The organism is Wolbachia endosymbiont (group A) of Lasioglossum fulvicorne (genome assembly GCF_964028605.1).
Lineage (GTDB): Bacteria > Pseudomonadota > Alphaproteobacteria > Rickettsiales > Anaplasmataceae > Wolbachia.
The window spans coordinates 1351007-1373789 of sequence record NZ_OZ034798.1 but is presented as its reverse complement, the minus strand read 5'-3'; the positions used below and the strand labels follow the sequence as shown (position 1 = coordinate 1373789).

The 22783-nt window shown below is 35.3% G+C and carries 21 protein-coding genes, 1 tRNA gene and 7 pseudogenes; 11 read left to right on the top strand and 18 right to left on the bottom strand.

Going from position 1 to position 22783, the window contains the following annotated elements; translation table 11 throughout:
• The first annotated feature begins 116 nt into the window (after nucleotides 1-116).
• The 3 genes from ABWU71_RS07615 (at nucleotide 117) to ABWU71_RS07605 (ending at nucleotide 1998) form a co-directional block, all read left to right on the top strand.
• A complete protein-coding gene (locus ABWU71_RS07615; protein WP_353284431.1) occupies nucleotides 117-1223 on the top strand; it encodes a D-alanyl-D-alanine carboxypeptidase family protein in 1107 nt (368 codons plus the stop codon).
• A gap of 99 nt (nucleotides 1224-1322) precedes the next feature.
• Nucleotides 1323-1637 carry a DMT family transporter gene (locus ABWU71_RS07610; protein WP_353284430.1) on the top strand — a complete coding sequence of 105 codons (315 nt, stop codon included), beginning with the start codon at nucleotides 1323-1325 and terminating at the stop codon, nucleotides 1635-1637.
• Nucleotides 1638-1653: 16 nt separating this feature from the next.
• Complete coding sequence (locus tag ABWU71_RS07605) at nucleotides 1654-1998, top strand: DMT family transporter (protein WP_265036179.1); 345 nt, start codon at nucleotides 1654-1656, stop codon at nucleotides 1996-1998.
• Nucleotides 1999-2064: 66 nt separating this feature from the next.
• Here the strand turns inward: ABWU71_RS07605 and ABWU71_RS07600 are convergent, their stop codons facing one another.
• The 4 genes and pseudogenes from ABWU71_RS07600 to ABWU71_RS07585 form a co-directional block, all read right to left on the bottom strand.
• A complete protein-coding gene (locus ABWU71_RS07600; RefSeq protein WP_353284421.1) occupies nucleotides 2065-2232 on the bottom strand; it encodes a hypothetical protein in 168 nt (55 codons plus the stop codon).
• Nucleotides 2233-2238: 6 nt separating this feature from the next.
• Nucleotides 2239-2337, bottom strand: a pseudogene (locus ABWU71_RS07595) (IS110 family transposase); the annotation flags it as partial.
• Between the two features lie 90 nt (nucleotides 2338-2427).
• Nucleotides 2428-2913, bottom strand: a pseudogene (locus ABWU71_RS07590) (IS630 family transposase); the annotation flags it as partial.
• 5 nt (nucleotides 2914-2918) lie between these two features.
• A pseudogene (locus ABWU71_RS07585) lies at nucleotides 2919-3242 on the bottom strand (transposase); the annotation flags it as partial.
• Nucleotides 3243-3303: 61 nt separating this feature from the next.
• Here ABWU71_RS07585 and ABWU71_RS07580 point away from each other — a divergent pair.
• Nucleotides 3304-4163 (top strand): IS630 family transposase gene (locus ABWU71_RS07580; RefSeq protein WP_410530491.1). Its coding sequence is split into 2 segments (ribosomal slippage): nucleotides 3304-3643 and nucleotides 3643-4163, totalling 861 coding nucleotides; the frame shifts between segments, so codons are not numbered across the junction.
• 28 nt (nucleotides 4164-4191) lie between these two features.
• Here ABWU71_RS07580 and ABWU71_RS07575 read toward each other — a convergent pair.
• From ABWU71_RS07575 to ABWU71_RS07550, 6 genes and pseudogenes are all read right to left on the bottom strand, one after another.
• A pseudogene (locus ABWU71_RS07575) lies at nucleotides 4192-4663 on the bottom strand (IS5 family transposase); the annotation flags it as partial.
• Nucleotides 4664-4724: 61 nt separating this feature from the next.
• Nucleotides 4725-7178 (bottom strand): endopeptidase La, encoded by a 2454-nt coding sequence (gene lon / locus ABWU71_RS07570; RefSeq protein ID WP_353284429.1) that lies wholly within the window; start codon nucleotides 7176-7178, stop codon nucleotides 4725-4727.
• Between the two features lie 15 nt (nucleotides 7179-7193).
• Complete coding sequence (clpX, locus tag ABWU71_RS07565) at nucleotides 7194-8471, bottom strand: ATP-dependent Clp protease ATP-binding subunit ClpX (protein WP_353284428.1); 1278 nt, start codon at nucleotides 8469-8471, stop codon at nucleotides 7194-7196.
• Nucleotides 8471-9097, bottom strand: a complete 627-nt coding sequence (gene clpP, locus ABWU71_RS07560; RefSeq protein ID WP_353284427.1) for an ATP-dependent Clp endopeptidase proteolytic subunit ClpP — start codon at nucleotides 9095-9097, stop codon at nucleotides 8471-8473. The genes clpX and clpP overlap by 1 nt, the downstream gene beginning before the upstream one ends.
• An 11-nt stretch (nucleotides 9098-9108) precedes the next feature.
• A complete protein-coding gene (gene tig / locus ABWU71_RS07555; protein WP_353284934.1) occupies nucleotides 9109-10443 on the bottom strand; it encodes a trigger factor in 1335 nt (444 codons plus the stop codon).
• Between the two features lie 158 nt (nucleotides 10444-10601).
• Nucleotides 10602-10683: transfer RNA gene (locus ABWU71_RS07550), tRNA-Leu, on the bottom strand.
• Nucleotides 10684-10823: 140 nt separating this feature from the next.
• Here ABWU71_RS07550 and ABWU71_RS07545 point away from each other — a divergent pair.
• Nucleotides 10824-11408 (top strand): BON domain-containing protein, encoded by a 585-nt coding sequence (locus ABWU71_RS07545; RefSeq protein ID WP_353284426.1) that lies wholly within the window; start codon nucleotides 10824-10826, stop codon nucleotides 11406-11408.
• Between the two features lie 60 nt (nucleotides 11409-11468).
• Nucleotides 11469-12398, top strand: coding sequence for a glutathione synthase (gene gshB, locus ABWU71_RS07540; protein ID WP_353284425.1), 930 nt, complete (start codon nucleotides 11469-11471; stop codon nucleotides 12396-12398).
• On the opposite strand, the gene murG is transcribed toward gshB, so the two are convergent.
• Nucleotides 12383-13414, bottom strand: coding sequence for an undecaprenyldiphospho-muramoylpentapeptide beta-N-acetylglucosaminyltransferase (murG, locus tag ABWU71_RS07535; RefSeq protein ID WP_353284424.1), 1032 nt, complete (start codon nucleotides 13412-13414; stop codon nucleotides 12383-12385). The two genes, gshB and murG, sit on opposite strands and share 16 nt — an antisense overlap.
• A 69-nt stretch (nucleotides 13415-13483) precedes the next feature.
• Here murG and ABWU71_RS07530 point away from each other — a divergent pair, with 69 nt between their 5' ends.
• A complete protein-coding gene (locus ABWU71_RS07530) occupies nucleotides 13484-13876 on the top strand; it encodes a hypothetical protein (protein WP_353284423.1) in 393 nt (130 codons plus the stop codon).
• Nucleotides 13877-13937: 61 nt separating this feature from the next.
• A protein-coding gene (locus tag ABWU71_RS07525; protein ID WP_265023453.1) for an IS5 family transposase occupies nucleotides 13938-14730 on the top strand; the annotation gives its coding sequence in 2 pieces (ribosomal slippage) (nucleotides 13938-14201 and nucleotides 14203-14730; 792 coding nt in all).
• A 17-nt stretch (nucleotides 14731-14747) separates the two neighbouring features.
• On the opposite strand, the gene lpdA is transcribed toward ABWU71_RS07525, so the two are convergent.
• The 5 genes and pseudogenes from lpdA to ABWU71_RS07500 form a co-directional block, all read right to left on the bottom strand.
• On the bottom strand, nucleotides 14748-16121 hold the full coding sequence (gene lpdA, locus ABWU71_RS07520; protein WP_353284422.1) for a dihydrolipoyl dehydrogenase: 1374 nt from the start codon (nucleotides 16119-16121) through the stop codon (nucleotides 14748-14750).
• 75 nt (nucleotides 16122-16196) lie between these two features.
• Nucleotides 16197-16364: a hypothetical protein gene (locus ABWU71_RS07515; RefSeq protein ID WP_353284421.1), complete on the bottom strand. Its 168-nt coding sequence runs from the start codon at nucleotides 16362-16364 to the stop codon at nucleotides 16197-16199.
• Between the two features lie 6 nt (nucleotides 16365-16370).
• Nucleotides 16371-16469: pseudogene (locus ABWU71_RS07510) on the bottom strand (hypothetical protein); the annotation flags it as partial.
• Nucleotides 16470-17467: 998 nt separating this feature from the next.
• Nucleotides 17468-17773: pseudogene (locus ABWU71_RS07505) on the bottom strand (transposase); the annotation flags it as partial.
• Between the two features lie 27 nt (nucleotides 17774-17800).
• Nucleotides 17801-18660 (bottom strand): IS630 family transposase gene (locus tag ABWU71_RS07500; RefSeq protein WP_353284076.1). Its coding sequence is split into 2 segments (ribosomal slippage): nucleotides 17801-18336 and nucleotides 18336-18660, totalling 861 coding nucleotides; the frame shifts between segments, so codons are not numbered across the junction.
• A gap of 61 nt (nucleotides 18661-18721) precedes the next feature.
• Here ABWU71_RS07500 and ABWU71_RS07495 point away from each other — a divergent pair.
• Nucleotides 18722-19045 (top strand): annotated as a pseudogene (locus tag ABWU71_RS07495) (transposase); the annotation flags it as partial.
• A gap of 910 nt (nucleotides 19046-19955) precedes the next feature.
• On the opposite strand, the gene ABWU71_RS07485 reads toward ABWU71_RS07495, so the two are convergent.
• Together ABWU71_RS07485 and ABWU71_RS07480 are read right to left on the bottom strand one after the other, a co-directional pair.
• The gene (locus tag ABWU71_RS07485; protein WP_353284420.1) at nucleotides 19956-20828 is read right to left on the bottom strand and encodes a hypothetical protein; all 873 of its coding nucleotides are present in this window, start codon (nucleotides 20826-20828) and stop codon (nucleotides 19956-19958) included.
• Between the two features lie 115 nt (nucleotides 20829-20943).
• Nucleotides 20944-21300: a glutaredoxin gene (locus ABWU71_RS07480; RefSeq protein WP_353284419.1), complete on the bottom strand. Its 357-nt coding sequence runs from the start codon at nucleotides 21298-21300 to the stop codon at nucleotides 20944-20946.
• Nucleotides 21301-21368: 68 nt separating this feature from the next.
• Here ABWU71_RS07480 and ribF point away from each other — a divergent pair, with 68 nt between their 5' ends.
• Nucleotides 21369-22301: a riboflavin biosynthesis protein RibF gene (gene ribF / locus ABWU71_RS07475; protein ID WP_353284418.1), complete on the top strand. Its 933-nt coding sequence runs from the start codon at nucleotides 21369-21371 to the stop codon at nucleotides 22299-22301.
• The gene (gene lspA / locus ABWU71_RS07470; RefSeq protein WP_353284417.1) at nucleotides 22298-22774 is read left to right on the top strand and encodes a signal peptidase II; all 477 of its coding nucleotides are present in this window, start codon (nucleotides 22298-22300) and stop codon (nucleotides 22772-22774) included. Before ribF ends, lspA begins: the two co-directional genes overlap by 4 nt.
• The last annotated feature ends 9 nt before the right edge of the window (nucleotides 22775-22783 follow it).

The following is a 22783-nucleotide window of genomic DNA, read 5'->3' as shown; positions in this document are numbered from 1 at the left end:
CTTATGATAGGGGGGCTGGCGAAATGTGTCAAGGAATTTTTACGTAAGAGATCTATTGAAATGCCCCTGTAAAATTATACTATTAATTAGTACACTGTAAATTTAAAATTATAAATATGTTAAGCAGATTGGTAATTTTGCTGTTAGTTTTTATACTTCCTTTTTCTTCATACTCATACCAGTTTAGAACCAAAGCAAAGCAAGCAGTAGTCTTAGATTTAGCTTCAGATTCATTCATTTTTGACCATAATTCCGATGAAAAAATGGCCCCATCTTCAATGAGCAAGCTAATGACTTTATATATAGCCTTCGATTATCTAAAAGCTGGAATAATACACATGGAGGATAAATTTCGAGTAAGTAGAAAAGCGTGGGAAAGGAGAGGCTCTTCTATGTTTTTGAAAGAAGGTCAATCCGTTACGGTGAGGGAATTACTTGAAGGAATTACAATAGTCTCAGGTAATGATGCCTGCATAACACTAGCCGAGGGCATTGCAGGATCAGAAGAGAATTTTGTGGCTGAAATGAATGAAGTTGCACAAAATTTGAATCTGAATGACAGTCATTTTGTCAACTCAAGCGGGTGGCCAGATGGAGATCATTTTATGAACGCAAAAGACTTGGTAATGCTGGCAAAAAGGATTTTCACTGATTTTCCTGAATATTATGATTTATTTTCCGAACAATATTTGACATATAATGAAATTGTACAAAAGAATAAAAATCTTCTACTTTTTCACGATATTGGGGTTGATGGCTTAAAAACCGGTTATACAAATGCTGGTGGTTACGGCATTGTAGCATCTGCAAAACGAAATGATAGGAGAATTTTTGCTGTCGTAAATGGTTTAAACACTGAGAAAGAGCGAATAGAAGAAGCAAAAAGATTGATACAATACTCCTTAAATCATTTTAATACCAAGAAAATATTCGTTAAAGACAGCGTAGTTGAGGAAGTAAATGTTCTCTATGGAAAAGATAAAAAAGTGCCTATTACAGTTGCAAACGATGTTACCATAACTTACAACCGCAAATTGCATGACCAAATTAAGGTGCGTATTGAATATAAAGATATGATACCTGCACCAATTAAAAAAGGTCAAGAAGTGGGCAAAGTTTTTGTAGAAATACCAGGTATTGAGCAACAAACTACACCTCTTTATGCAGCAAATGACGTGCAGGAATTGAATTTCGTAGAAAAGTTTTTTAGGATGTTATTTTAAGTTTGATATTAAAGCAATTCCGAAAGAGAGATCTATTGCACTTTAGTGTAGTTTTAACTAACAATTTCTGTTACAATACAAGATTGAAATGTTACGAAAATGTGCTGGTTATATTTGTTGCTGTCTAGTATCCTAGAGATACTGTGGGCTGTAACGCTAAAGTTTAGTAACAGTTTTACTAAAGTTGTGCCTTCGATTGCAACATTGGTAATTATGATCATTAGCATTTACTTTTTATCTCTTGCAGCATGCTTTCTACCTATTAGAGTATGCTATGCAGTTTCCTCTGGAATATGCACAATTGGAATAACTATAATTGGTGCAACCGCTTTCACAGAGAATATTAATTTATCTCAAGTTTTATGTATCGTTTTAATTGTAATAGGAACCATAGGGCTAAGGCTCTCTACTTAAACCTGAAAATTTATGCATGAATTGGATATATTTACTCTTATCGTCACTAATTGAAGTGTTCTGGGTCATAACACTTAAGCATAGTTATGGATTTACTCATCTCGTACCATCAATAATTAGCATATTCTCCATGGCTCTTAGTACATATTTACTTTCGCTCGCTACACGTTCTATACCTATTGGAGTATGCTATGCAATTTGGACTGGAGTGGGCGCTATAGGAGCTTCGATACTTGGAGTTTACCTATTTGATGAACCAGTTAATTTATTCGAAGTAATATGCTTTATTTTAGTTACATTCGGGATTATAGGATTAAAATTGTTTGATACTGCAAAACAAACTGTTGATAAAATGGAATAAAAGATCCCAAACTGGGATGACAGAAGCAGATACTCCATATTGTCATGCAAATTGGAATCTACCGTCTTAAGAGTCAAGATAAAAGTTGTTATTTTTTATCATGGCATTTAAACAAACGATAATTTTTCTCATGACAGCAACTAATGCAACCTTAGCAGCTTTGCCAGAATCAACCAAACGCTGATAAAACACTTTCATTTTTCTGTTGTGGCGCATAGCAACAAGAGCTGACATGTATAGTGCTTTCCTTGCATAAAACCTGCCTCCTTTGATTTGAGCTTTGCCAACTTTTCTTCCACTTTCGCTAGTTTTAGGTGCAACTCCAACTAAGCATGCAATTTCTCTATTCTCTAATCTACCAAACCTCTGTCAGTAGAATGCTTGCCGTCTTTGATCCAATATAGCATTTCTCATAATAGTCCGAACAGGTCATAGGAAGGCAGAATCAACAGCACGACGAAAGGATTCGAATAGAGGAATGTTTTTCCTAGCTCTGTTTTTTATAGCAAACCAATGATGCTCAATTTTGTTGAAATCTGGAGAATACGGCGGCAGATACAAAATTTCTGCACCAACTCCTCTAGCAAGCTCGATAATCTTACCAGACTTATGAAAAGTAGCATTGTCAAGAATGACAGTCTGTCCAGGTTCCAAGATCGGTGTCAAAAATTGCTCAAACCATCCATTAAAAACATCCATATTACAGTGGCCTTCAAAGGTTAATGGAGCAACTATCTTTCTTCTACTTAAGGCTGCAACCATACTGATTCGTTGAGTTTTCTTTCCAGATTTTAGGCCATAAAACCGCTGTCCTTTCTGGCAATACCCATATGGATAGTCCTCTGTGTTATCAATGCCAGACTCATCTATATAAACTAAGTTTTCTGGTTCTTTTGTTGCTATAATTTTTAAGAGCCTGTTCATAATCTTTTCAGAAGTAAGGCAGTGAAAGCCAGAACGACCATTTGTAGGCTAGTATTGAGTTTTCGCTCACAATTTTTCCACAATCTTCTACATTTTTCTAACCAAGCAAAAGATCGCTCCACAACCCATCTTTTGGGCAATACAACAAAGGAATGTAATTCATTTCTTTTTATCACTTCAACGGTTGCACCAATAATCGTTTTTATTTGAGTTGCAAAATTCTCTCCAGTATAGCCTGCATCAACCAGTACATTTTTAACTCCCGAGAGGTTTTCTTTTGCATTTTCGACCATTCTCACAGCACTGCTACGGTCAGTTATAGCTCTTTTCATAGAAGTCCGGATGTGATAAGATAAGGATAGACGATGATAAGGAGGTTGAGTGCCAGCAGCATATAGTTATGACTTAAGGAAAAAAGCAATGGAAGCGCTAGAGGAGGGAGGAAGCAGAGAAACAGTGGCAGCAAGATTTAAAATTGGACGAACTACTTTATGGGAGTGGCAGCAAAGAAGAAAAGAAACAGGAGACTTTCAATCAAAAAAACTTGGAAATGGAGGTTACAATCACAAAATTACCGACTGGGATGCCTTTGCTAAATTTGCCAGAGAAAACGGAGGAAAGACTCTGTCGGAAATGGCTAAACTTTGGGGCAACGTTAGTATCCAAACGATCCACCGAGCTCTCAGAAAAATTGGATTTACGCGCAAAAAAAGACATATTGATACAAGGAAAGAAACGAAGAAAAACGTGCTGAATTCTTAAAAATTATAGCAACAAAAGAACCAGAAAACTTAGTTTATATAGATGAGTCTGGCATTGATAACACAGAGGACTATCCATATGGGTATTGCCAGAAAGGACAGCGGTTTTATGGCCTAAAATCTGGAAAGAAAACTCAACGAATCAGTATGGTTGCAGCCTTAAGTAGAAGAAAGATAGTTGCTCCATTAACCTTTGAAGGCCACTGTAATATGGATGTTTTTAATGGATGGTTTGAGCAATTTTTGACACCGATCTTGGAACCTGGACAGACTGTCATTCTTGACAATGCTACTTTTCATAAGTCTGGTAAGATTATCGAGCTTGCTAGAGGAGTTGGTGCAGAAATTTTGTATCTGCCGCAGTATTCTCCAGATTTCAACAAAATTGAGCATCATTGGTTTGCTATAAAAAACAGAGCTAGGAAAAACATTCCTCTATTCGAATCCTTTTGTCGTGCTGTTGATTCTGCCTTCCTATGACCTGTTCGGACTATTATGAGAAATGCTATATCTCTGCTGTTGTTATATAAATTGCATGGGGCAAACCTTGCGTATCTACTGCAATATGGCGTTTTATTCCTGAAATCTTTTTGCCTGCATCATAGCCTTTTTCTTCAGCAGTATCTGCATTTTTTACACTCTGTGCATCAATTATGCAGAAGCTGGTTTTTTCTTTCCGACCATTGTTTTGTCGGACCACGCCAACTATTTTTTTTTAACACCAGCTCCAGAACACTTTCTTTATCTGCATCTGGTTTTTCACTCCACTTCTTAAAATAGTCGTAACAATTGCGCCATTTTGGAAACTCTTTTGGTAGCATTCTCCACTGACAACCGCTTTTCAGAACGTATAACACTCCACAAAATACATCATACAAATCAAGTTTCCTTGGTTTTGTTTTTTTTCTACAGGACTCTAGATCTGGTAACATAATCTCAAATCTTTCCCGACTTATATCACTTGGGTATAAACTCCTCATATATCCTAACTTATATATATTATCTCTTAGTTTATTCCTTTCTTGAGATCATGTACAGGTTCTAATGCTTCAATGTTTCTGACATAGGAAAAGTATCATCTTTATTTTCTATAGAGGAAGGCACACTATTTTGATTATCATCACCATCAATTGGAGTAGTAGGGTGCATTAAAGCAACTTTCATAACTTCATCAATATTCTTAGCAAAAACTACGTTGATCCCCCCTTTGATGCTTGCCGGAATCTCTTGCATATCTTTCTCATTTTCACTTGGTATAATCACAGTTTTGATTGATCCTCTGAGCGCTGCAAGCAATTTTTCTCTCAAGCCCCCAATAGCTAAAACTCTACCGCGCAATGTCACTTCGCCTGTCATAGCAACATTTTTGTTAACTGGTATATTCGTCATAAGAGAAACAATAGACGTACATACCGCGCCGCCAGCAGAAGGGCCATCTTTTGGTACCGCACCCTCAGGTACATGCAAATGTATATCATTATTTTGGAATTTTTCGGGCTTTATACCAAAAAATAAACAATTTGATCGAATATAACTATACGCAGCTTTTATAGATTCTTGCATAACCTCTCCAAGCTTTCCTGTGTATTTTATCTCTCCCTTGCCCGGAATTAGGACTGATTCTATCATCAAAATATCACCACCTGTTTCAGTATAGGCAAGCCCAGTTACTATTCCTACTAAACTCTCATTTTCCGCAATGCCAAAGGTATATTTACGTACCCCTAAATAATCTTGTAAATTGTCAACCCCTACGGATATTTTCTTATTTTTATCAGTCAATATTTCTTTAACTGCCTTTCTCATGAGCTTTGCAAGCTCCCTTTCCATACTTCGCACACCACTTTCACGTGTATATAAACGTATCAACTCGTATAACGCCTCATTAGTTATGTTCCATTCCTTCTGATACAAACCATGCTCCTTCTTTAACTTCGGAATAAGGTGGTGTGTAGCAATACTGATTTTTTCATCTTCAGTATACCCGGACAATTGTATAATTTCCATCCTATCACGCAAAGGATGTGGTAAATTTAAGCTGTTTGCCGTAGCTACAAACATTACACTTGAAAGATCAAACTCAACTTCCAAGTAATGATCCGTAAAGTGTTTATTGTGCTCAGTATCTAAAACCTCAAGTAATGCAGATGCAGGATCGCCACGCGAATCAGAACCCATCTTATCTATTTCATCAAGCAGAAAAAGCGGGTTGCATGAATTAGCTTTTTTCATGTGTTGAATGATTTTACCAGGCATTGAGCCAATATAAGTTTTCCTATGCCCTCGTATCTCAGACTCATCACGCACACCACCAAGAGCTATGCGAACGAAATCTCTTCCTACTGCTCTTGCCATAGACTTAGCTAAAGAAGTTTTACCAACACCTGGCGGTCCAACCAAGCAAAGTATAGGACCTCTTATCTCTTTTACTCTTTTTAATACCGCTAAAAATTCTATTATTCTATCTTTTACTTTCTCTATGCCATAATGATTTTCATCTAAGATTTTTTTAGCTGCATTTAAGTTAATTTTTGCATCTTTGTACTTTCCCCACGGCAAATCAAGTAACCAATGCAAGTAACTAGATATAACTGTAGCCTCAGGAGAAATGGGATTCATTTTCTTGTATCTCTTCAAATCAGTTATAGCTTTCTCTCTTGCTTCCTGAGAAAGCTTTGTTTCATTTATCTTTTTCTCAAATTCATTGAGTATATTCCCTTCATCACCATTCTCAAATTCGCCTAATTCTTTCTGTATAGCTTTCAATTGCTCGTTAAGGTAGTAAACTCTCTGAGTGCTTTCAACTTGCGATTTAATTGTCTTATATAAACGGCTTTGTGCGTTCAAAATACTTATTTCTCTCTCAATAAAAGCAAAAGCTTTTTTTAAACGCTCTTTTGGGTCATAAGCCTCAAGTATGCTTTGTTTATCCGATACTTTTATATTTAAATGTGAAGCTACCGTGTCTACAAGTTGATCAACTTCTTTGATTTGATCAATGGGGTTAATGGCAACTTCAGGCTGATTTTTCTTGTTTAGCTTACACCAGCTATCGAACGCGTCTATAACAGATCGCCTTAAAGCTTCTAAGTCAATATTGTCTTCATCTTCTTTATAATGATTGTCTAACTCTACCCTGGCTTGTAATAAAGTATGAGAGCTAATATATTCTACAACTCTTCCCCTTCTTATCCCCCGGATTATAACTTTTACTGCATTGTCAGGCAATTTGATTAATGGTTGTATAATGTTTGCTAATACACCTACTTCATAAAGATCTTCAGGCTCTGGATTATCAACAGAGCCATCTTTCTGTGCTACAAGAAAAATCTCATTTTGGTGACTACTACTACTTATTGCATACTCTAGTGCATTAACAGATTTTTCTCTGCCTATGAATAAAGGCATCATTATATTTGGAAAAATTACTACATCTCTTAAAGGTAATACTGGCAATGCAGTAAAACTAGAGCTTACAGCACGTTCAATGTTCATAATATATGCCTCAAATTAATCATTAACCGTTATAACATTGCCATTATTATTATGATTAACCGTTGCTTTTCCTAATTCTACCATTTTCTTAGTGATTACTATAGTGCTACCTTCAAAGCCTCCGTTTCCAGCTGTATACATAATGTCAAGCAAAAGTGACTCCAAGATAGCACGTAACATTCTTGCACCTGTTTTGTAGCTTATAGCCTTTTTAGCAATAGCTGATATTGCTTCATCTGAAAACTCAAGGTTTACTTTGCTAAACGCAAGCAATGCTTTGTACTGTTTTATTAGTGCATTCCTTGGCTCTGTCAACACATGTATTAAATCTTCATGATCCAGCTCATCTAAAACAGCAGTTATTGGAACCCGCCCTACAAATTCGGGTATTAAACCGAATTTGATTAAATCTTCAGGTTGAACATCATGTAAAGCATTCTTTTTCTTTTGCTCTTTAGACTGACTTATATCTGCTCCAAAGCCAACTGACGTTCCCTTTTTTCTCGCTTCAATAATTTTATCGAGGCCTTCAAAAGCTCCTCCACAAATAAACAGTATGTTACTAGTATCCACTTGTATAAACTCTTGTTGTGGGTGTTTTCGCCCTCCTTGTGGCGGAACATAAGCAACTGTACCCTCCATAATCTTAAGCAGAGCTTGTTGGACCCCTTCACCTGAAACGTCACGGGTTATTGAAGTGCTTTCAGATTTTCTTGTAATCTTGTCTATTTCATCTATAAACACTATACCACGCTGTGCTTTTACAACTTCATAATTTGCAGCTTGTAATAAACGCGACAACACGCTTTCTACATCATCACCCACATAACCTGCCTCAGTTAAAGTTGTCGCATCAGCCATAGCAAATGGCACATCTGAAACTTTAGCAAGTGTTTTGGCTAGCAAAGTCTTACCAGAACCAGTGGGACCAATAAGCATTATATTTGACTTCTCGATTTCAATATCACTTATAGCATGAAATTGTACCATGGATTGACAATGGTTATACATAGCTACAGATAAAACGTGTTGCGCATGTTCTTGACCTACAACATGCTTGCTGAGAAAATTTTTTATATCCTCAGGTTTCTTTAGTAATAGCTTCATATCAGATATACGATCTGAATTAAAAGATCTATCTTTCTTTTGACTTATTGCTTTATGGGATAATTCTATGCACTCATTACAAATAAACACCTTTAAACCATCCGAAGAGTTAGTAATCAATTTATCTACTTCATCTTGCGCCTTGTTGCAAAAAGAACAGTAGTGTAAATCATTATTGTTATCCATTAACCCACCTTTTGTTTAACTTTAATATTTTCAATTTCAATATCTGTACGCTCAGCTATCACCCTGTCAATTAAGCCAATTTTCCTTGCTTCTTCAGGATCCATGAATTTATCTCTTTCCATCATTCCTTCAATTTTCTTCAGTGAATTTCCAGTATGTTTTTCATAAATTTGATTTAGTTTTTTCTTAACCCGCAAAATTTCATTAGCATGTATTTCTATATCAGTTGCTTGACCATGATAACCACCAGATGGCTGATGTATCATAATTCTTGAATGAGGTAGAGAGTAGCGCTTACCTTTTGTACCAGCTGCAAGCAATAAAGAACCCATAGACGCAGCTTGACCTATACATAAAGTTGAAACGTCTGGGTTTATATATTGCATTGTATCGTAGATCGACAAACCAGCAGTTACAACACCACCTGGTGAGTTGATGTACATACAAATGTCTTTATCGGGACTTTCCGATTCTAAAAATAAAAGCTGTGCTACTATTACACTGGCCATGTTGTCCTCAATAGGACCTGTTACAAAAATTATTCTTTCTTTCACTAGTCTTGAATATATGTCATAAGCGCGCTCACCGCGACTAGTTTGTTCAACTACAATTGGTATAAGAGTCATACCTTTTCCTATTAAATATTATCAAATAATTCCTTTAATTCTTTCACAGAAACAATCTGCTCTTCTTTACTAACTTTTTCTATTATATAATCTGTCACTTTATACTCAAGCGCTTGCCCTCTAACTAATTCTTGAAATTGTTTATTTGATTCAAAATGCTTAAGTACTCTGTCAAATTGCACATCTTTACTGACATATTGATTTACAATAACACTCAAAACATCATTTTGAGTTAATGATATTTTATGTTCTGCACTAAATTTCATAAATAACATAGCAAGCTTTACACGTTTTTCAGCTTCTTTACGAGAATCATTTTGAGCACCCAGTTCTCCTTCCATTCTTTGTTGCTCCTGTTTTACTATGTCTGTGGGTAAATCAAAACTATAATTAGCATCCAAATAATCAAACAGCTCCCTTTTAATTAAGAGATTTCTCATTTCGGTGCACTGATCACCAATCATTTTTTTTGCATGATTTATTAGCAAAGAATAATCTTTAAACCCAATACTCTTAGCTATTTCATCGTCATTTTCAAAATCTTTGGCAATTTGAATCTCATTAACTCGCACAGAAAAATCAGCTTCCTGTCCTGCAAGGGAAATGGCTTGGTAATTTTCAGGAAATTTCAACTTAAAGTTCTTTGTTTCTCCCTTTTTTATACCAGTTAATTGATCTTCAAAACCATTAATAAATGTGCCAGACCCTAAATTAACGGCAAAATTTTTGCTACTTCCACCTTGAAAGAGCTTATTCCTAATCCGCCCTTCAAAATCAATTATCAGTTTATCCCCATCTTTCGCTTGATAAGAAGCATCATCAACAGGGGCGAAATTGGGGAACTTTGTTTTAATAGAATCAATAAATTCTTTTATATCTTCCTCTTCAATCTTTGCTTCAATTTTCTTTAAGTTTATTTTGTCAAGATCTATCACTGGTACTTCAGGCATCGACTCAAAAGATAGCTTGTATACAAAATTGCCCTCCTCATCTTCTTTATCTAGATCTGGTAATGATATAACATCAACCTTAGGATAAATGTGAGACTTGACTTCAATTTTTTTCATCAAATCACTTGAGCAATAATCAATTGTATTATTTATCACATATTCTAAAGCTTCGTTTTTATAATTTGCAACAACAAGGTCATAGGGCATCTTTCCAGCCCTAAATCCAGGTGATTTTGCATTTTCTGCTATCTCTTGCAACCTGGAATTTACCTTTTGTTTTATATAATCACTACTAACTGTGATTTCATACTCATACTTTAGTTTATCTATACTAAGCTCTTTGTAGGTATATACGCTACTTACTTCGACTGTATTTTGAGGTATATTATTAGACATCATAATTCATTTATTAATATTTTAATTCGTATCTTAATAGGGCTATTTTACCAGAATTTAAGTTAAACACAATCCTTAAGAACAGATTTTTATACAAACAAAAGTGTATTTAGTGATTATAAATTTTCCCTTAAAACCTAAGTTACATGACTTTAAAGTGCGGATAGAGGGACTTGAACCCCCACGAGCAAGCTCACCAGGACCTAAACCTGGCACGTCTACCAATTTCGCCATATCCGCAAGAAATTTTCAGTACCCTATTATAGGTATTCCATTAAAAATATTCAAGGTTTAAAGTCTTACTTAATTTATGGTATTTACACAATCAAAAAAGCTTATTAACATTTCTTAATGAAAGCTCTAAACCCTGAAAATCAATAATGAGATTAATAACAAGCTTCTTACTCGCAATTTTTTTGATTACACAAAGTGGTTGCACAACCCTTATAATAGGTGGTGTGGTGGCGACAGCAACAGCAATGCAGGACAAATCCTTGGGAAATATCATTGATGATACGACTATGGTCATCAGAATTAATAAGGGGCTCTTAAAACATGGGCTATTTTCATCCATAAAGGTTAAAGTAAGTGAAGGAAGAGTATTGCTCATTGGAAGTGTTGACACTCCTGAAAAACAACTTACAGCAGAAAAAATAGCTTGGCAGCAAAAAGAAATTAAAGAAGTGATAAATGAAATAAGAGTAATACCAATTCAAATGGCTTCCATGCTAGACACCACTGTAGATGGCATGATAACAGCGGAAATAAGAACAAGACTCCTGGGAAAAAGAAATATTAAGTCAATTAATTATAGCGTTAATACGGTTGATAGAGTTGTTTATTTGATGGGTATAGCCCAAAATAAAGCGGAATTAAAAGCTGTAATAGCAATTGCAAGAAAAGTAAAGGGAGTAAAACAAGTTGTAAGTTATGTACGATATAGGTACAGTAAGTTACGCCATTAGGCAAAAATCGCTTTCAAATTATAACATTTGTACAATTGTGACAATAGGTGGAGAACATAAATGAAAGTTGCCTTTCAGATGGATGAAAATATAAATTTTGAAACTGACACTACATTCGTGCTAATAAAGGAAGCACAAAGGAGGAAGCACGAAGTTTTTGTCTATGCTCCTAACAATTTAGCACTAAAGCTAAACCATCCAATTGCTCTGGCTCAGAAAGTCAGCGTCGATGATTTTAGTTTTATCTCCAAAAAAGATGTAGCTATCAACTTGAATGAAATGGACATCATATTTATCAGACAGGATCCACCCTTTGATATGCGTTACATTACAACAACATATATCTTAGAAAAAACCAGCGCATTGGTAATTAACAATCCAACAGAAATAAGAAATTGTCCTGAAAAATTGATAACTTCATTATTTCCAGAACTAATTCCGCCGACTTTGATCACTGAAAATATATCGATGATTAGAGATTTTTATCACAACTATCAAGATATTATTCTGAAGCCATTGTATAGCTATGGCGGAAATGATGTAATAAGAATACAAGATGAGAATAGTATTCAAGTAGTAGTGGATCTCATGATAGCAAAATACGAATGCCCTGTGATTACACAATCATTTTGTAAAAACATAGATAAAGATAAAAGAATATTGCTACTTTATGGCCAACCAATTGGTGTAATGAAACGAATTCCAAAAATCAGTGGAGAGATCAGAACAAACATGCGACTTGGAGCAAGTTTTGAGCCCGCTCAAATGAACGATAGAAACAATGAAATATGTAACAAAATTGGTCCTGAATTAAAGAAAAGAGGGCTAATATTTGTTGGTATTGATATTATAGATGACTTCCTGCTCGAAATTAACACAACTTCACCCACGGGAGTAGTTCATATCAATAAATTGTATAATATATCGCTAGAAAAGGATCTTTGGGACGTGTTTGAAGAAAAAGCAAGCAGCCATCAACTAAACCTGTGAACAATCACCTTAACAAACTCAGTAGTCCCATTCTTTATCCCTGTTTTTTCTGTACTATTGGTCATATCACGCAATTTTTGAGAATTATTTAATAGATCAAATAGTACCTCTGTTAGATTTTTTTTTGCTTCACTATTCTGCTCAACTATTATAGCTGCTCCCGAGTCTTCAATATATTTTGCGTTATAAAATTGGTGATTATCTTTTGAGTAAGGGTAAGGAATATATATAGCAGAACGCCTAGCAAGAGTGATCTCTGCTATTGAAGTTGCTCCTGCTCTGCTAATTACCAAGTGAGCATTGGCCAACCTACTCTCCATATCATCAAAAAATTCACTCAATTCACAATCGATCTTTTCACTTTTGTATAGACTCTTGACCTTGTTTACATTTTTCTTCGTACATTGCTGCGTCACTCTAATTTTCTTTTTCATTTTAATAGGTAAATCACAAATTACGCTGCTTACTACATCATCAAAAAAATTTGCACCTTGGCTGCCTGCTATGACCAATATATTTAGGACTTTCTCAGTGCTAGAATGGCTCTGTGCTTTTATATCAATAAAATTTCCTGTAAAAATACATTTATTGCCCTCTGCATATTTAGTCTCCGGAAAGCTGGTTGCAATTAATTTTGCACTCTTGAAAAAGAATCTATTTACTCTCCCTAAAACTGTGTTTTGTTCATGTAAAATTATAGGTATAGAAAGAACTCTTGCTGCAAGAAGAGTTGGAAAAGAAGCATAGCTACCAAAACCAATGACCGATTTTGGTTTTAATTTTCTTACTTGATACAGTGCTAACACAGAGCTGTATATCAAGAAAAGGAAAAACTTAAATTTGTTGCTGCTTGGTCTACGTAATGGTAAGGTGTAGCTTTCTATGTCGGTATTTTTATTTGTTTTTTTATCAGTGAATAATATGCAATTGTATCCTTGTGTCTTTAGTGCTTTTGCTAAGGCTATGGCCGGAAAGATATGCCCACCTGTGCCACCTGTTGCTAAAATAATATCCATCTGTAAATAATAAATCCTAGATTGTTAACTGTTATTTAACAATTTGCACGTAGAATTTTATTAAGCTTTATGATAGTTGAGTTAAAAATGCCTAGAAGTAATAGTAAAAAAGAACCTAATGAGAAAAATAAACCTCAAGAACAAAGAGAAGGCAGAAGCGGAGGTTTTTTAGAACTGCTAAAAAATATAATAAAAATTCTTTTCAATTCGGTCGTTGACCTACCTGAGCACGAGCAGAATAATAAAATGAAAAACACTAATCTACAACAAGGTTTGGATACTAAAGGAAAAGGCCCAGAAGATCTTCATCCAAAGGCAAAGCTTAAAGTCAAAGAAGCAGCTAAGGGATTGAAAGAAGAGTTACAGAATTCTGATGCTGGTGGTAATCAATCTATTGAAACTAAAGTGCCTAATCAAACTACTACTCAAGACATTGACAACTCTAAAACAATGGAACGTTAGAACCTGTACATGATCTCAAGAAAGGAATAAACTAAGAGATAATATATATAAGTTAGGATATATGAGGAGTTTATACCCAAGTGATATAAGTCGGGAAAGATTTGAGATTATGTTACCAGATCTAGAGTCCTGTAGAAAAAAAACAAAACCAAGGAAACTTGATTTGTATGATGTATTTTGTGGAGTGTTATACGTTCTGAAAAGCGGTTGTCAGTGGAGAATGCTACCAAAAGAGTTTCCAAAATGGCGCAATTGTTACGACTATTTTAAGAAGTGGAGTGAAAAACCAGATGCAGATAAAGAAAGTGTTCTGGAGCTGGTGTTAAAAAAAAATAGTTGGCGTGGTCCGACAAAACAATGGTCGGAAAGAAAAAACCAGCTTCTGCATAATTGATGCACAGAGTGTAAAAAATGCAGATACTGCTGAAGAAAAAGGCTATGATGCAGGCAAAAAGATTTCAGGAATAAAACGCCATATTGCAGTAGATACGCAAGGTTTGCCCCATGCAATTTATATAACAACAGCAGAGATAACTGACCGTAGCAGTGCTGTGAGAATGGTCGAAAATGCAAAAGAAAACCTCTCGGGAGTTAAAAATGTACTGGTTGATGCAGGCTATACTGGAGAGAATTTTGCAACTCAAATAAAAACGATTATTGGTGCAACCGTTGAAGTGATAAAAAGAAATGAATTACATTCCTTTGTTGTATTGCCCAAAAGATGGGTTGTGGAGCGATCTTTTGCTTGGTTAGAAAAATGTAGAAGATTGTGGAAAAATTGTGAGCGAAAACTCAATACTAGCCTACAAATGGTCGTTCTGGCTTTCACTGCCTTACTTCTGAAAAGATTATGAACAGGCTCTTAGTTCAACTATTTAACATCTGCAGCAAGCACTGATTCGTGTATCATCTCTGAAATGGTTGGATGAGGAAAAATCGTAGATTTTATGTCGAAGTCTGTTCCTTCTAGTTGCTTTGCAAGAGCAAAATTGCTAATTAACTCCGTTACTTCTGCACCTATCATGTGGCTACCCAGAATTTCTCCGGTTTTTTTATCTATAATCGTTTTCACTAACCCTTCAGTTTCACTGAGTGCAACAGACTTACCATTAAAGTTAGAGTGAAATTTTCCTATTTTTATATCATACCCACCTTTTATTGCCTGTTCCTCAGTAAGGCCGATGCTCGCTATTTGTGGATGAGAATAAGTGCAATTTGGTATGCATTCTTTTTTTAACGCATGAGCATTTTTACCAGCAATCTTTTCAATGCAGATCACGGCTTCATGGCTCGCTTTATGTGCTAAACATGGTGGGCCAGCTACATCACCTATTGCATACACATTTGATTCACTAGTTTCATACCATTCATTCGTTTCAATAAAGCCAGAAGGGCTTAATTTAATTTTTGTATTTTCTAAACCTATATTTTCAATATTTGCTTGAATTCCAACCGCAACAATCACCCTATCAAATTCTTTGCTTTCACCACTACTTAGTAGCACTTGAGCAGAGTCTTTATTTTTAGTCAAAGCTTTTACGCTACTATTTGCATATATTTTTATCCCCTGTTTTGTGAATATTTCTTGTGCTAAATCTGAAATGTCTTTATCCTCCAGCGGCAAAATAGTGCTCTTCATCTCTATGATTGTTACATCAACCCCTAAAGTGCTATAAAAACTTGCAAATTCTATTCCAATTGCACCAGACCCTATAATTAGTAGCGATTTTGGTAATCTCTCTGGAGTCATAGCGTGCTGCGCACTCCATATTAAATCTCCATCTGCCTCTATTCCAGGCAGATTCCGTGCCCTCACGCCTGTTGCTAAAATGATATGCTTGGAAACAATTTCTTGTTCTTCCTTATCGCTAACAACTTTTATAGTACCATTGCCTGCAAGTTTACCAAAGCCTTGATGAACTTTGATGTTATTCTTCTTCATCAAATATGCAACACCGCCTGACAATTTATCAACAACGTTTCTTGAGTATTTCACTATTGATTGTATATCAAAACTCGCTCCCTTTACTTCTATACCAAACTCTTTTGATCTTTTTATTAGCCTATAAACCTCAGATGCTCTAAGCAGTGATTTTGTTGGTATACATCCCCAATTTAAGCATATACCGCCTAAATTTTTTTCTTTTTCCACAATTGCAGTTTTAAACCCAAGCTGTGCCGCCCTAATTGCCGCTATATAACCACCAGGACCGCTACCTATAACCGTAATATCATACTCATTCATCAGTTTTCTTCGTATTCAAAAAGATTATATATAACAGATGGAACCCATACAATCAATGGTCTGTCATCTACCGTCTTAAGAGTCAAGATAAAAGTTGTTATTTTTTATCATGGCATTTAAACAAACGATAATTTTTCTCATGACAGCAACTAATGCAACCTTAGCAGCTTTGCCAGAATCAACCAAACGCTGATAAAACACTTTCATTTTTCTGTTGTGGCGCATAGCAACAAGAGCTGACATGTATAGTGCTTTCCTTGCATAAAACCTGCCTCCTTTGATTTGAGCTTTGCCAACTTTTCTTCCACTTTCGCTAGTTTTAGGTGCAACTACAACTAAGCATGCAATTTCTCTATTCTCTAATCTACCAAACCTCTGTCAGTAGAATGCTTGCCGTCTTTGATCCAATACCTTTATAGCTGATTAAAAGCTCATTTTTTCCTTTCAATTCAGGGTCAGAATCTATTGTGTCTTCTATGTCTTGCCTAATTTCTTTCAATTGTTTTTCAGCAAACCCTATCTGTCTTTCTATGTATTCTCTAGCTTTTCCCGTCGCACTTTGCAGGCGACACTTGTTTGCATGAATTGCATCATTTAAATTACGCTCAACTGCCCCCAGCTCCTTTAATTCCTCTTGCTTTTGTGAAATTATACATCCTTTTACTTCACCGTCTTTACTGACAAATTCAGCGTATTTTTCCAGTAATTTAGCATCTAACTTGTCAGTTTTTGCAAAATGATTGCAAGCTTTGGCAAATGCATATACCCGATTCGGGTGAGCTTTATGGACAGTTATCTTGCAACAATTTTATAATGAGCTTTTCATAGCCACCAGTTTACACATAACTTGATGGGTAAATCGACTATATTTGTTTCTATAAACTTAGATATAGCATCACTCACGTTTGCTATGCACTTATGCTTGCCATTAATTGAGATGTCCAATGCTTCCTTGGAAACATCTACTCCCATGAAAATTATTCTAGCTATTTTTGTACCTATAAATATAATCAAACAATAATGCAAAATGCTGTATACAGGATTGTAATTCGATCTTTTAGATCCACCTACCGTTCGTACTAAATTTTGCTTTAAGCCTTACTATTACCCACAAATAAAAACATGGTATTGTATTTACTCAAATAATTTAATTTTATTAACCTGAAAGCTTATTAGATTAAAATTATTAAACTAAGAGTCATAATTTTAGCAACTAAAAGCTGTAAATTGCACCATATAAACAGTTATTTCAAGCAAAAGTTATGCCATTAAGAGCTATGCAACAAACATTTATATTTGTGGGTAATAGTAAGATCTATAGCATTTCTCATAATAGTCCGAACAGGTCATAGGAAGGCAGAATCAACAGCACGACGAAAGGATTCGAATAGAGGAATGTTTTTCCTAGCTCTGTTTTTTATAGCAAACCAATGATGCTCAATTTTGTTGAAATCTGGAGAATACGGCGGCAGATACAAAATTTCTGCACCAACTCCTCTAGCAAGCTCGATAATCTTACCAGACTTATGAAAAGTAGCATTGTCAAGAATGACAGTCTGTCCAGGTTCCAAGATCGGTGTCAAAAATTGCTCAAACCATCCATTAAAAACATCCATATTACAGTGGCCTTCAAAGGTTAATGGAGCAACTATAGCATTTCTCATAATAGTCCGAACAGGTCATAGGAAGGCAGAATCAACAGCACGACGAAAGGATTCGAATAGAGGAATGTTTTTCCTAGCTCTGTTTTTTATAGCAAACCAATGATGCTCAATTTTGTTGAAATCTGGAGAATACGGCGGCAGATACAAAATTTCTGCACCAACTCCTCTAGCAAGCTCGATAATCTTACCAGACTTATGAAAAGTAGCATTGTCAAGAATGACAGTCTGTCCAGGTTCCAAGATCGGTGTCAAAAATTGCTCAAACCATCCATTAAAAACATCCATATTACAGTGGCCTTCAAAGGTTAATGGAGCAACTATCTTTCTTCTACTTAAGGCTGCAACCATACTGATTCGTTGAGTTTTCTTTCCAGATTTTAGGCCATAAAACCGCTGTCCTTTCTGGCAATACCCATATGGATAGTCCTCTGTGTTATCAATGCCAGACTCATCTATATAAACTAAGTTTTCTGGTTCTTTTGTTGCTATAATTTTTAAGAATTCAGCACGTTTTTCTTCGTTTCTTTCCTTGTATCCATATGTCTTTTTTTGCGCGTAAATCCAATTTTTCTGAGAGCTCGGTGGATCGTTTGGATACTAACGTTGCCCCAAAGTTTAGCCATTTCCGACAGAGTCTTTCCTCCGTTTTCTCTGGCAAATTTAGCAAAGGCATCCCAGTCGGTAATTTTGTGATTGTAACCTCCATTTCCAAGTTTTTTTGATTGAAAGTCTCCTGTTTCTTTTCTTCTTTGCTGCCACTCCCATAAAGTAGTTCGTCCAATTTTAAATCTTGCTGCCACTGTTTCTCTGCTTCCTCCCTCCTCTAGCGCTTCCATTGCTTTTTTCCTTAAGTCATAACTATATGCTGCTGGCACTCAACCTCCTTATCATCGTCTATCCTTATCTTATCACATCCGGACTTCTATGAAAAGAGCTATAACTGACCGTAGCAGTGCTGTGAGAATGGTCGAAAATGCAAAAGAAAACCTCTCGGGAGTTAAAAATGTACTGGTTGATGCAGGCTATACTGGAGAGAATTTTGCAACTCAAATAAAAACGATTATTGGTGCAACCGTTGAAGTGATAAAAAGAAATGAATTACATTCCTTTGTTGTATTGCCCAAAAGATGGGTTGTGGAGCGATCTTTTGCTTGGTTAGAAAAATGTAGAAGATTGTGGAAAAATTGTGAGCGAAAACTCAATACTAGCCTACAAATGGTCGTTCTGGCTTTCACTGCCTTACTTCTGAAAAGATTATGAACAGGCTCTTAGCCGCTAACACGTAGCGGGATGACGGTTGTCAGGGCAGTGCCTTCTCCTGTCATCCTAGTGCCCAGACTACTTGGATCCAGGAAAAAGAATGGTGTCATCCAAGTAGCCTCCCTCCCCTGTCATCCCAGTGCCCAGACACTGGGATCCAGGAAACTTAATTGCAAGTAATGCATTGGGTTTGGTGAGTATGGGTTTTGCGTTATAGAATGAAGCACTTTTGGTGAATTTATAAAGAAAGCTGGATCCCAGTGTCAAGCACTGGGATGACACCCTACCAGCGGAAGTTACTCTCAAATGTTTGTTCATGTTAGCTATAAACATTAAGAAATTTACCAAATAAAAAAAAAGGCACACTAAACCCTAGTCATTGTCTATTTTCAGTATTGGCGTTTTTAATTCTTAAACGCTGCAATTTAGCTGCTTTTAAGTGCAACTAACCTTAGCTATAAATATTTAAGAAATTTACCAGGCAGAAAAAAAAGGCATAGAAAACCCGCAGTAGCTAGTTATTCACTCTCTATTTTAAAATTTGACGTTGGGTGATGTCTTGAACGCTTTGTAAGCGCGTTTCAGCTTATATAGGTAAAAACCTAGAAATTTGATAAAGACATAAGGTACACATAGTGCAAAAAATTAAGCATAGTACGCCAAATACAAGTTTTCTTGTCGTTTTAATCTGCACAGATTGCGAAGTTAAATGAAATAGCTTCAGTTTCGTGATAAGGGGGCTGGCGAAGGGTGTCAAGTAAGTTTTTTCGTTCCTGCGGGCTACTTGAATAACGGCTACAATGTTTGTACAGCTATGTACATAGCGCTGGAACCCAAAAAAAGAACCAAGTAGCCTTGGCTACTTGGATGACAAAAGGTAATACAAGAAATCTATTGGCTCTCGTATACCTTAGTGAAACTTAACAAGTTTATCTATAGTTTTAGTGATGATTCTTGGAGTATCCGGAGAAACTGCTGAGCTCAGCCTATTTAACCGCTCTATAGCAAACTCGCTATTCTCATTTGCTATGACATCACATAAAATATTTTCTATATCCTTAGTAACACTTTCATGCTTTCTCAGAGGATGATTATGTGGATACCTACTGATGGTTTTGATACTGGAATACTCAACAAAAGCTTGATCCTTAAAAGCAAGTTGTCTCAATTTCTCTTTGAATTTTCCTTCTTCCTCTTTTGCTAAAAGGCGAGACTTTATCAGTGACTTTATAATCAAATTTATAGCTTGATGTATTTCAGAATGCACTATAACTTTAATGGTATTTTCTTCTACTATACAATCATAAATATTTTTTTCGCTCTGTAACGACTCTATTAATTTCTTGCTACTTTGTGAATTCAATTCCAAATTCTCTTCACTCATGGGAGTTATTATGAAGGTGTTCTTACTCACTCTGATGTTAAATTGTGGAAAGCCTTCAGAAAAGGAAAATGCTACATCCTTAAATTCAAGTGCGTGATTGTATGCAGCAAAAAGGGTGTGTGCTATAACACTGCTGGGCACCTTCATTCCATGTTTACTCAGGTGGTTCAATACATTTTCAACCTCATGATATGTAAAGTCTGTATCTTTTAGCAATTCAACAACTTCTATGCCGTTGTGTTGTTTATACTCTATTCTCACTTCTTCTGTAAAAAGTGTTTTAGCTGCTATATGTTTATCAAGCACTGTGAAAATCTTGATGAAATTCTCTAAATCTTGTTTGTTAACTAATTCGATACTAATTAAGTTTCTGCTAATAATTGAAATATTTTTTGTCATTTTTTCCCACTAAAAAAACTCACTGAATGAATTGTATTTTTAATTCATTAAGAATTGTTTAAAGTGAGCATACTAGTTTTCATTTACGTATTACACGACAAAACAAGATAAAAAGTTACATAAAATCATCATGTGGTATAACACACTCTCCACATTCATCATTGCTGTTTGTGTAGGTTGTGACATCAGTGTGATTGTCATTATTATTTAGCATATCATCCAACTTTCCTTCTTTTTCAAGATCCATCAATTTGTCGCTTCCTGCAATGTGGTCTATATAGTTGCCATTTTCATCAGCAATAAAGATCTGTGGAACTGTTCTAACGTTATACTTTGATTTTATGTCGTTAAATAGATCTGAGTTTTTGAGCACATCGATTTCTTCATATTTCACACCTTTTTTATCTAGTAAATCCTTTGCCCTTATGCAGTATGGACAGCCCTTCTTTATATATATCACAACATTTTTCACAATTTATCTCCGTAGCTTACTAAAATATAGTTATTATATATAAGAAACATGTAAAAACATCAAATTGTATGAAAATTATTTATAATTGTGAGCAAGGGATAGAAAATAATATAGCACTAACCTTCGGAAATTTCGATGGCATTCATTTAGGACATGAATTTGCAATTTCCACTCTAAAGAAGGTAGCACAAGAAAGAGGATTACCCTCTGCAGTTTTAACTTTTGAGCCTCACCCATCAACTGTTTTATTTGGTAGAAACAATTTTAGGTTAATAGACCAAGAACAAAAAAAGGAACTAATCAGCAGTTATGGTATAGATTACTTGTATATTATTAATTTTAGTGGAGGTTTTTCTGAGGTTAGCTGCGATAACTTTATCAGTGAGATTTTAATAGATAAATACGGCGCTAAACACATAATTGTCGGAGAAGATTGCACTTTTGGTCATAAACGATTGGGTAATATATTAACTCTAGAGAAACATTCTGAAACATATGGATACTCTTTGACTAAATTAGAGCCATTAATAATTGACGGCAAAATTTGCTCTTCTTCTTCAATAAGGGAGTATGTACAAAGGGGCGAAATAGAAATTGCTAATAAATTGCTCGGCAGACCTTATCAAGTTTCTGGTGTTGTGACAAAAGGTGCATGTAGAGGTAGAGAAATAGGATTTCCAACCATAAATATTCCTATAGAAGATTGCATGATAAAACCAAAATTTGGTACATATCACGCTAAAGTGATGTTTTCTTATAATAACCCAAATTGGTTATATGGAGTAGTCAATATTGGTATGAGACCTACATTTAAGGATCTGAAAAAGCCCATAATAGAAATGCACATATTCGATTTTGATGAAGACGTATATAATCATAAAGTCAACATACAACTTTTAAAATTCATAAGGTCAGAAAAAAAATTCCATAGTATTGAGGAGTTAACAAAACAGATAAATTATGATATACTTAAAGTTTGTAGGTTAAAGGCAAATTTATGAAAAAGTTATGCTTAATTGTTATATTAATTATAGTATTGATTGACCAAACGAGCAAATTGTACATAAACTCATTGATTGATGAAGGAGAATCAATTGAGATCGCTAGCTTTATAAAGCTAGTTGAAGTTTGGAATTCGGGTATTAGTTTTGGAATGTGTAGCGCTTTACCACATGGCGGTTTCTTTTTTTTAGCATTTTCAATACTAATAATTGGTATACTTGCATACTTGATATACAAGTCTGACGATCAGTCAACTTACCTTGGTTTTTCTCTGATGATTGGTGGAGCAATCGGAAACGTAGTTGATAGGATCTATTGGGGAGCTGTATATGATTTCATATATTTTCATATTGATGATTGGTATTGGCCAGCCTTTAATTTAGCGGATTTATCTATAGTTTGTGGAATGTTTACATTGTTATATAGGTGGTATATATACGATATGCTTATTTCTAAACAAAATGAGGAATAAAATAATTGT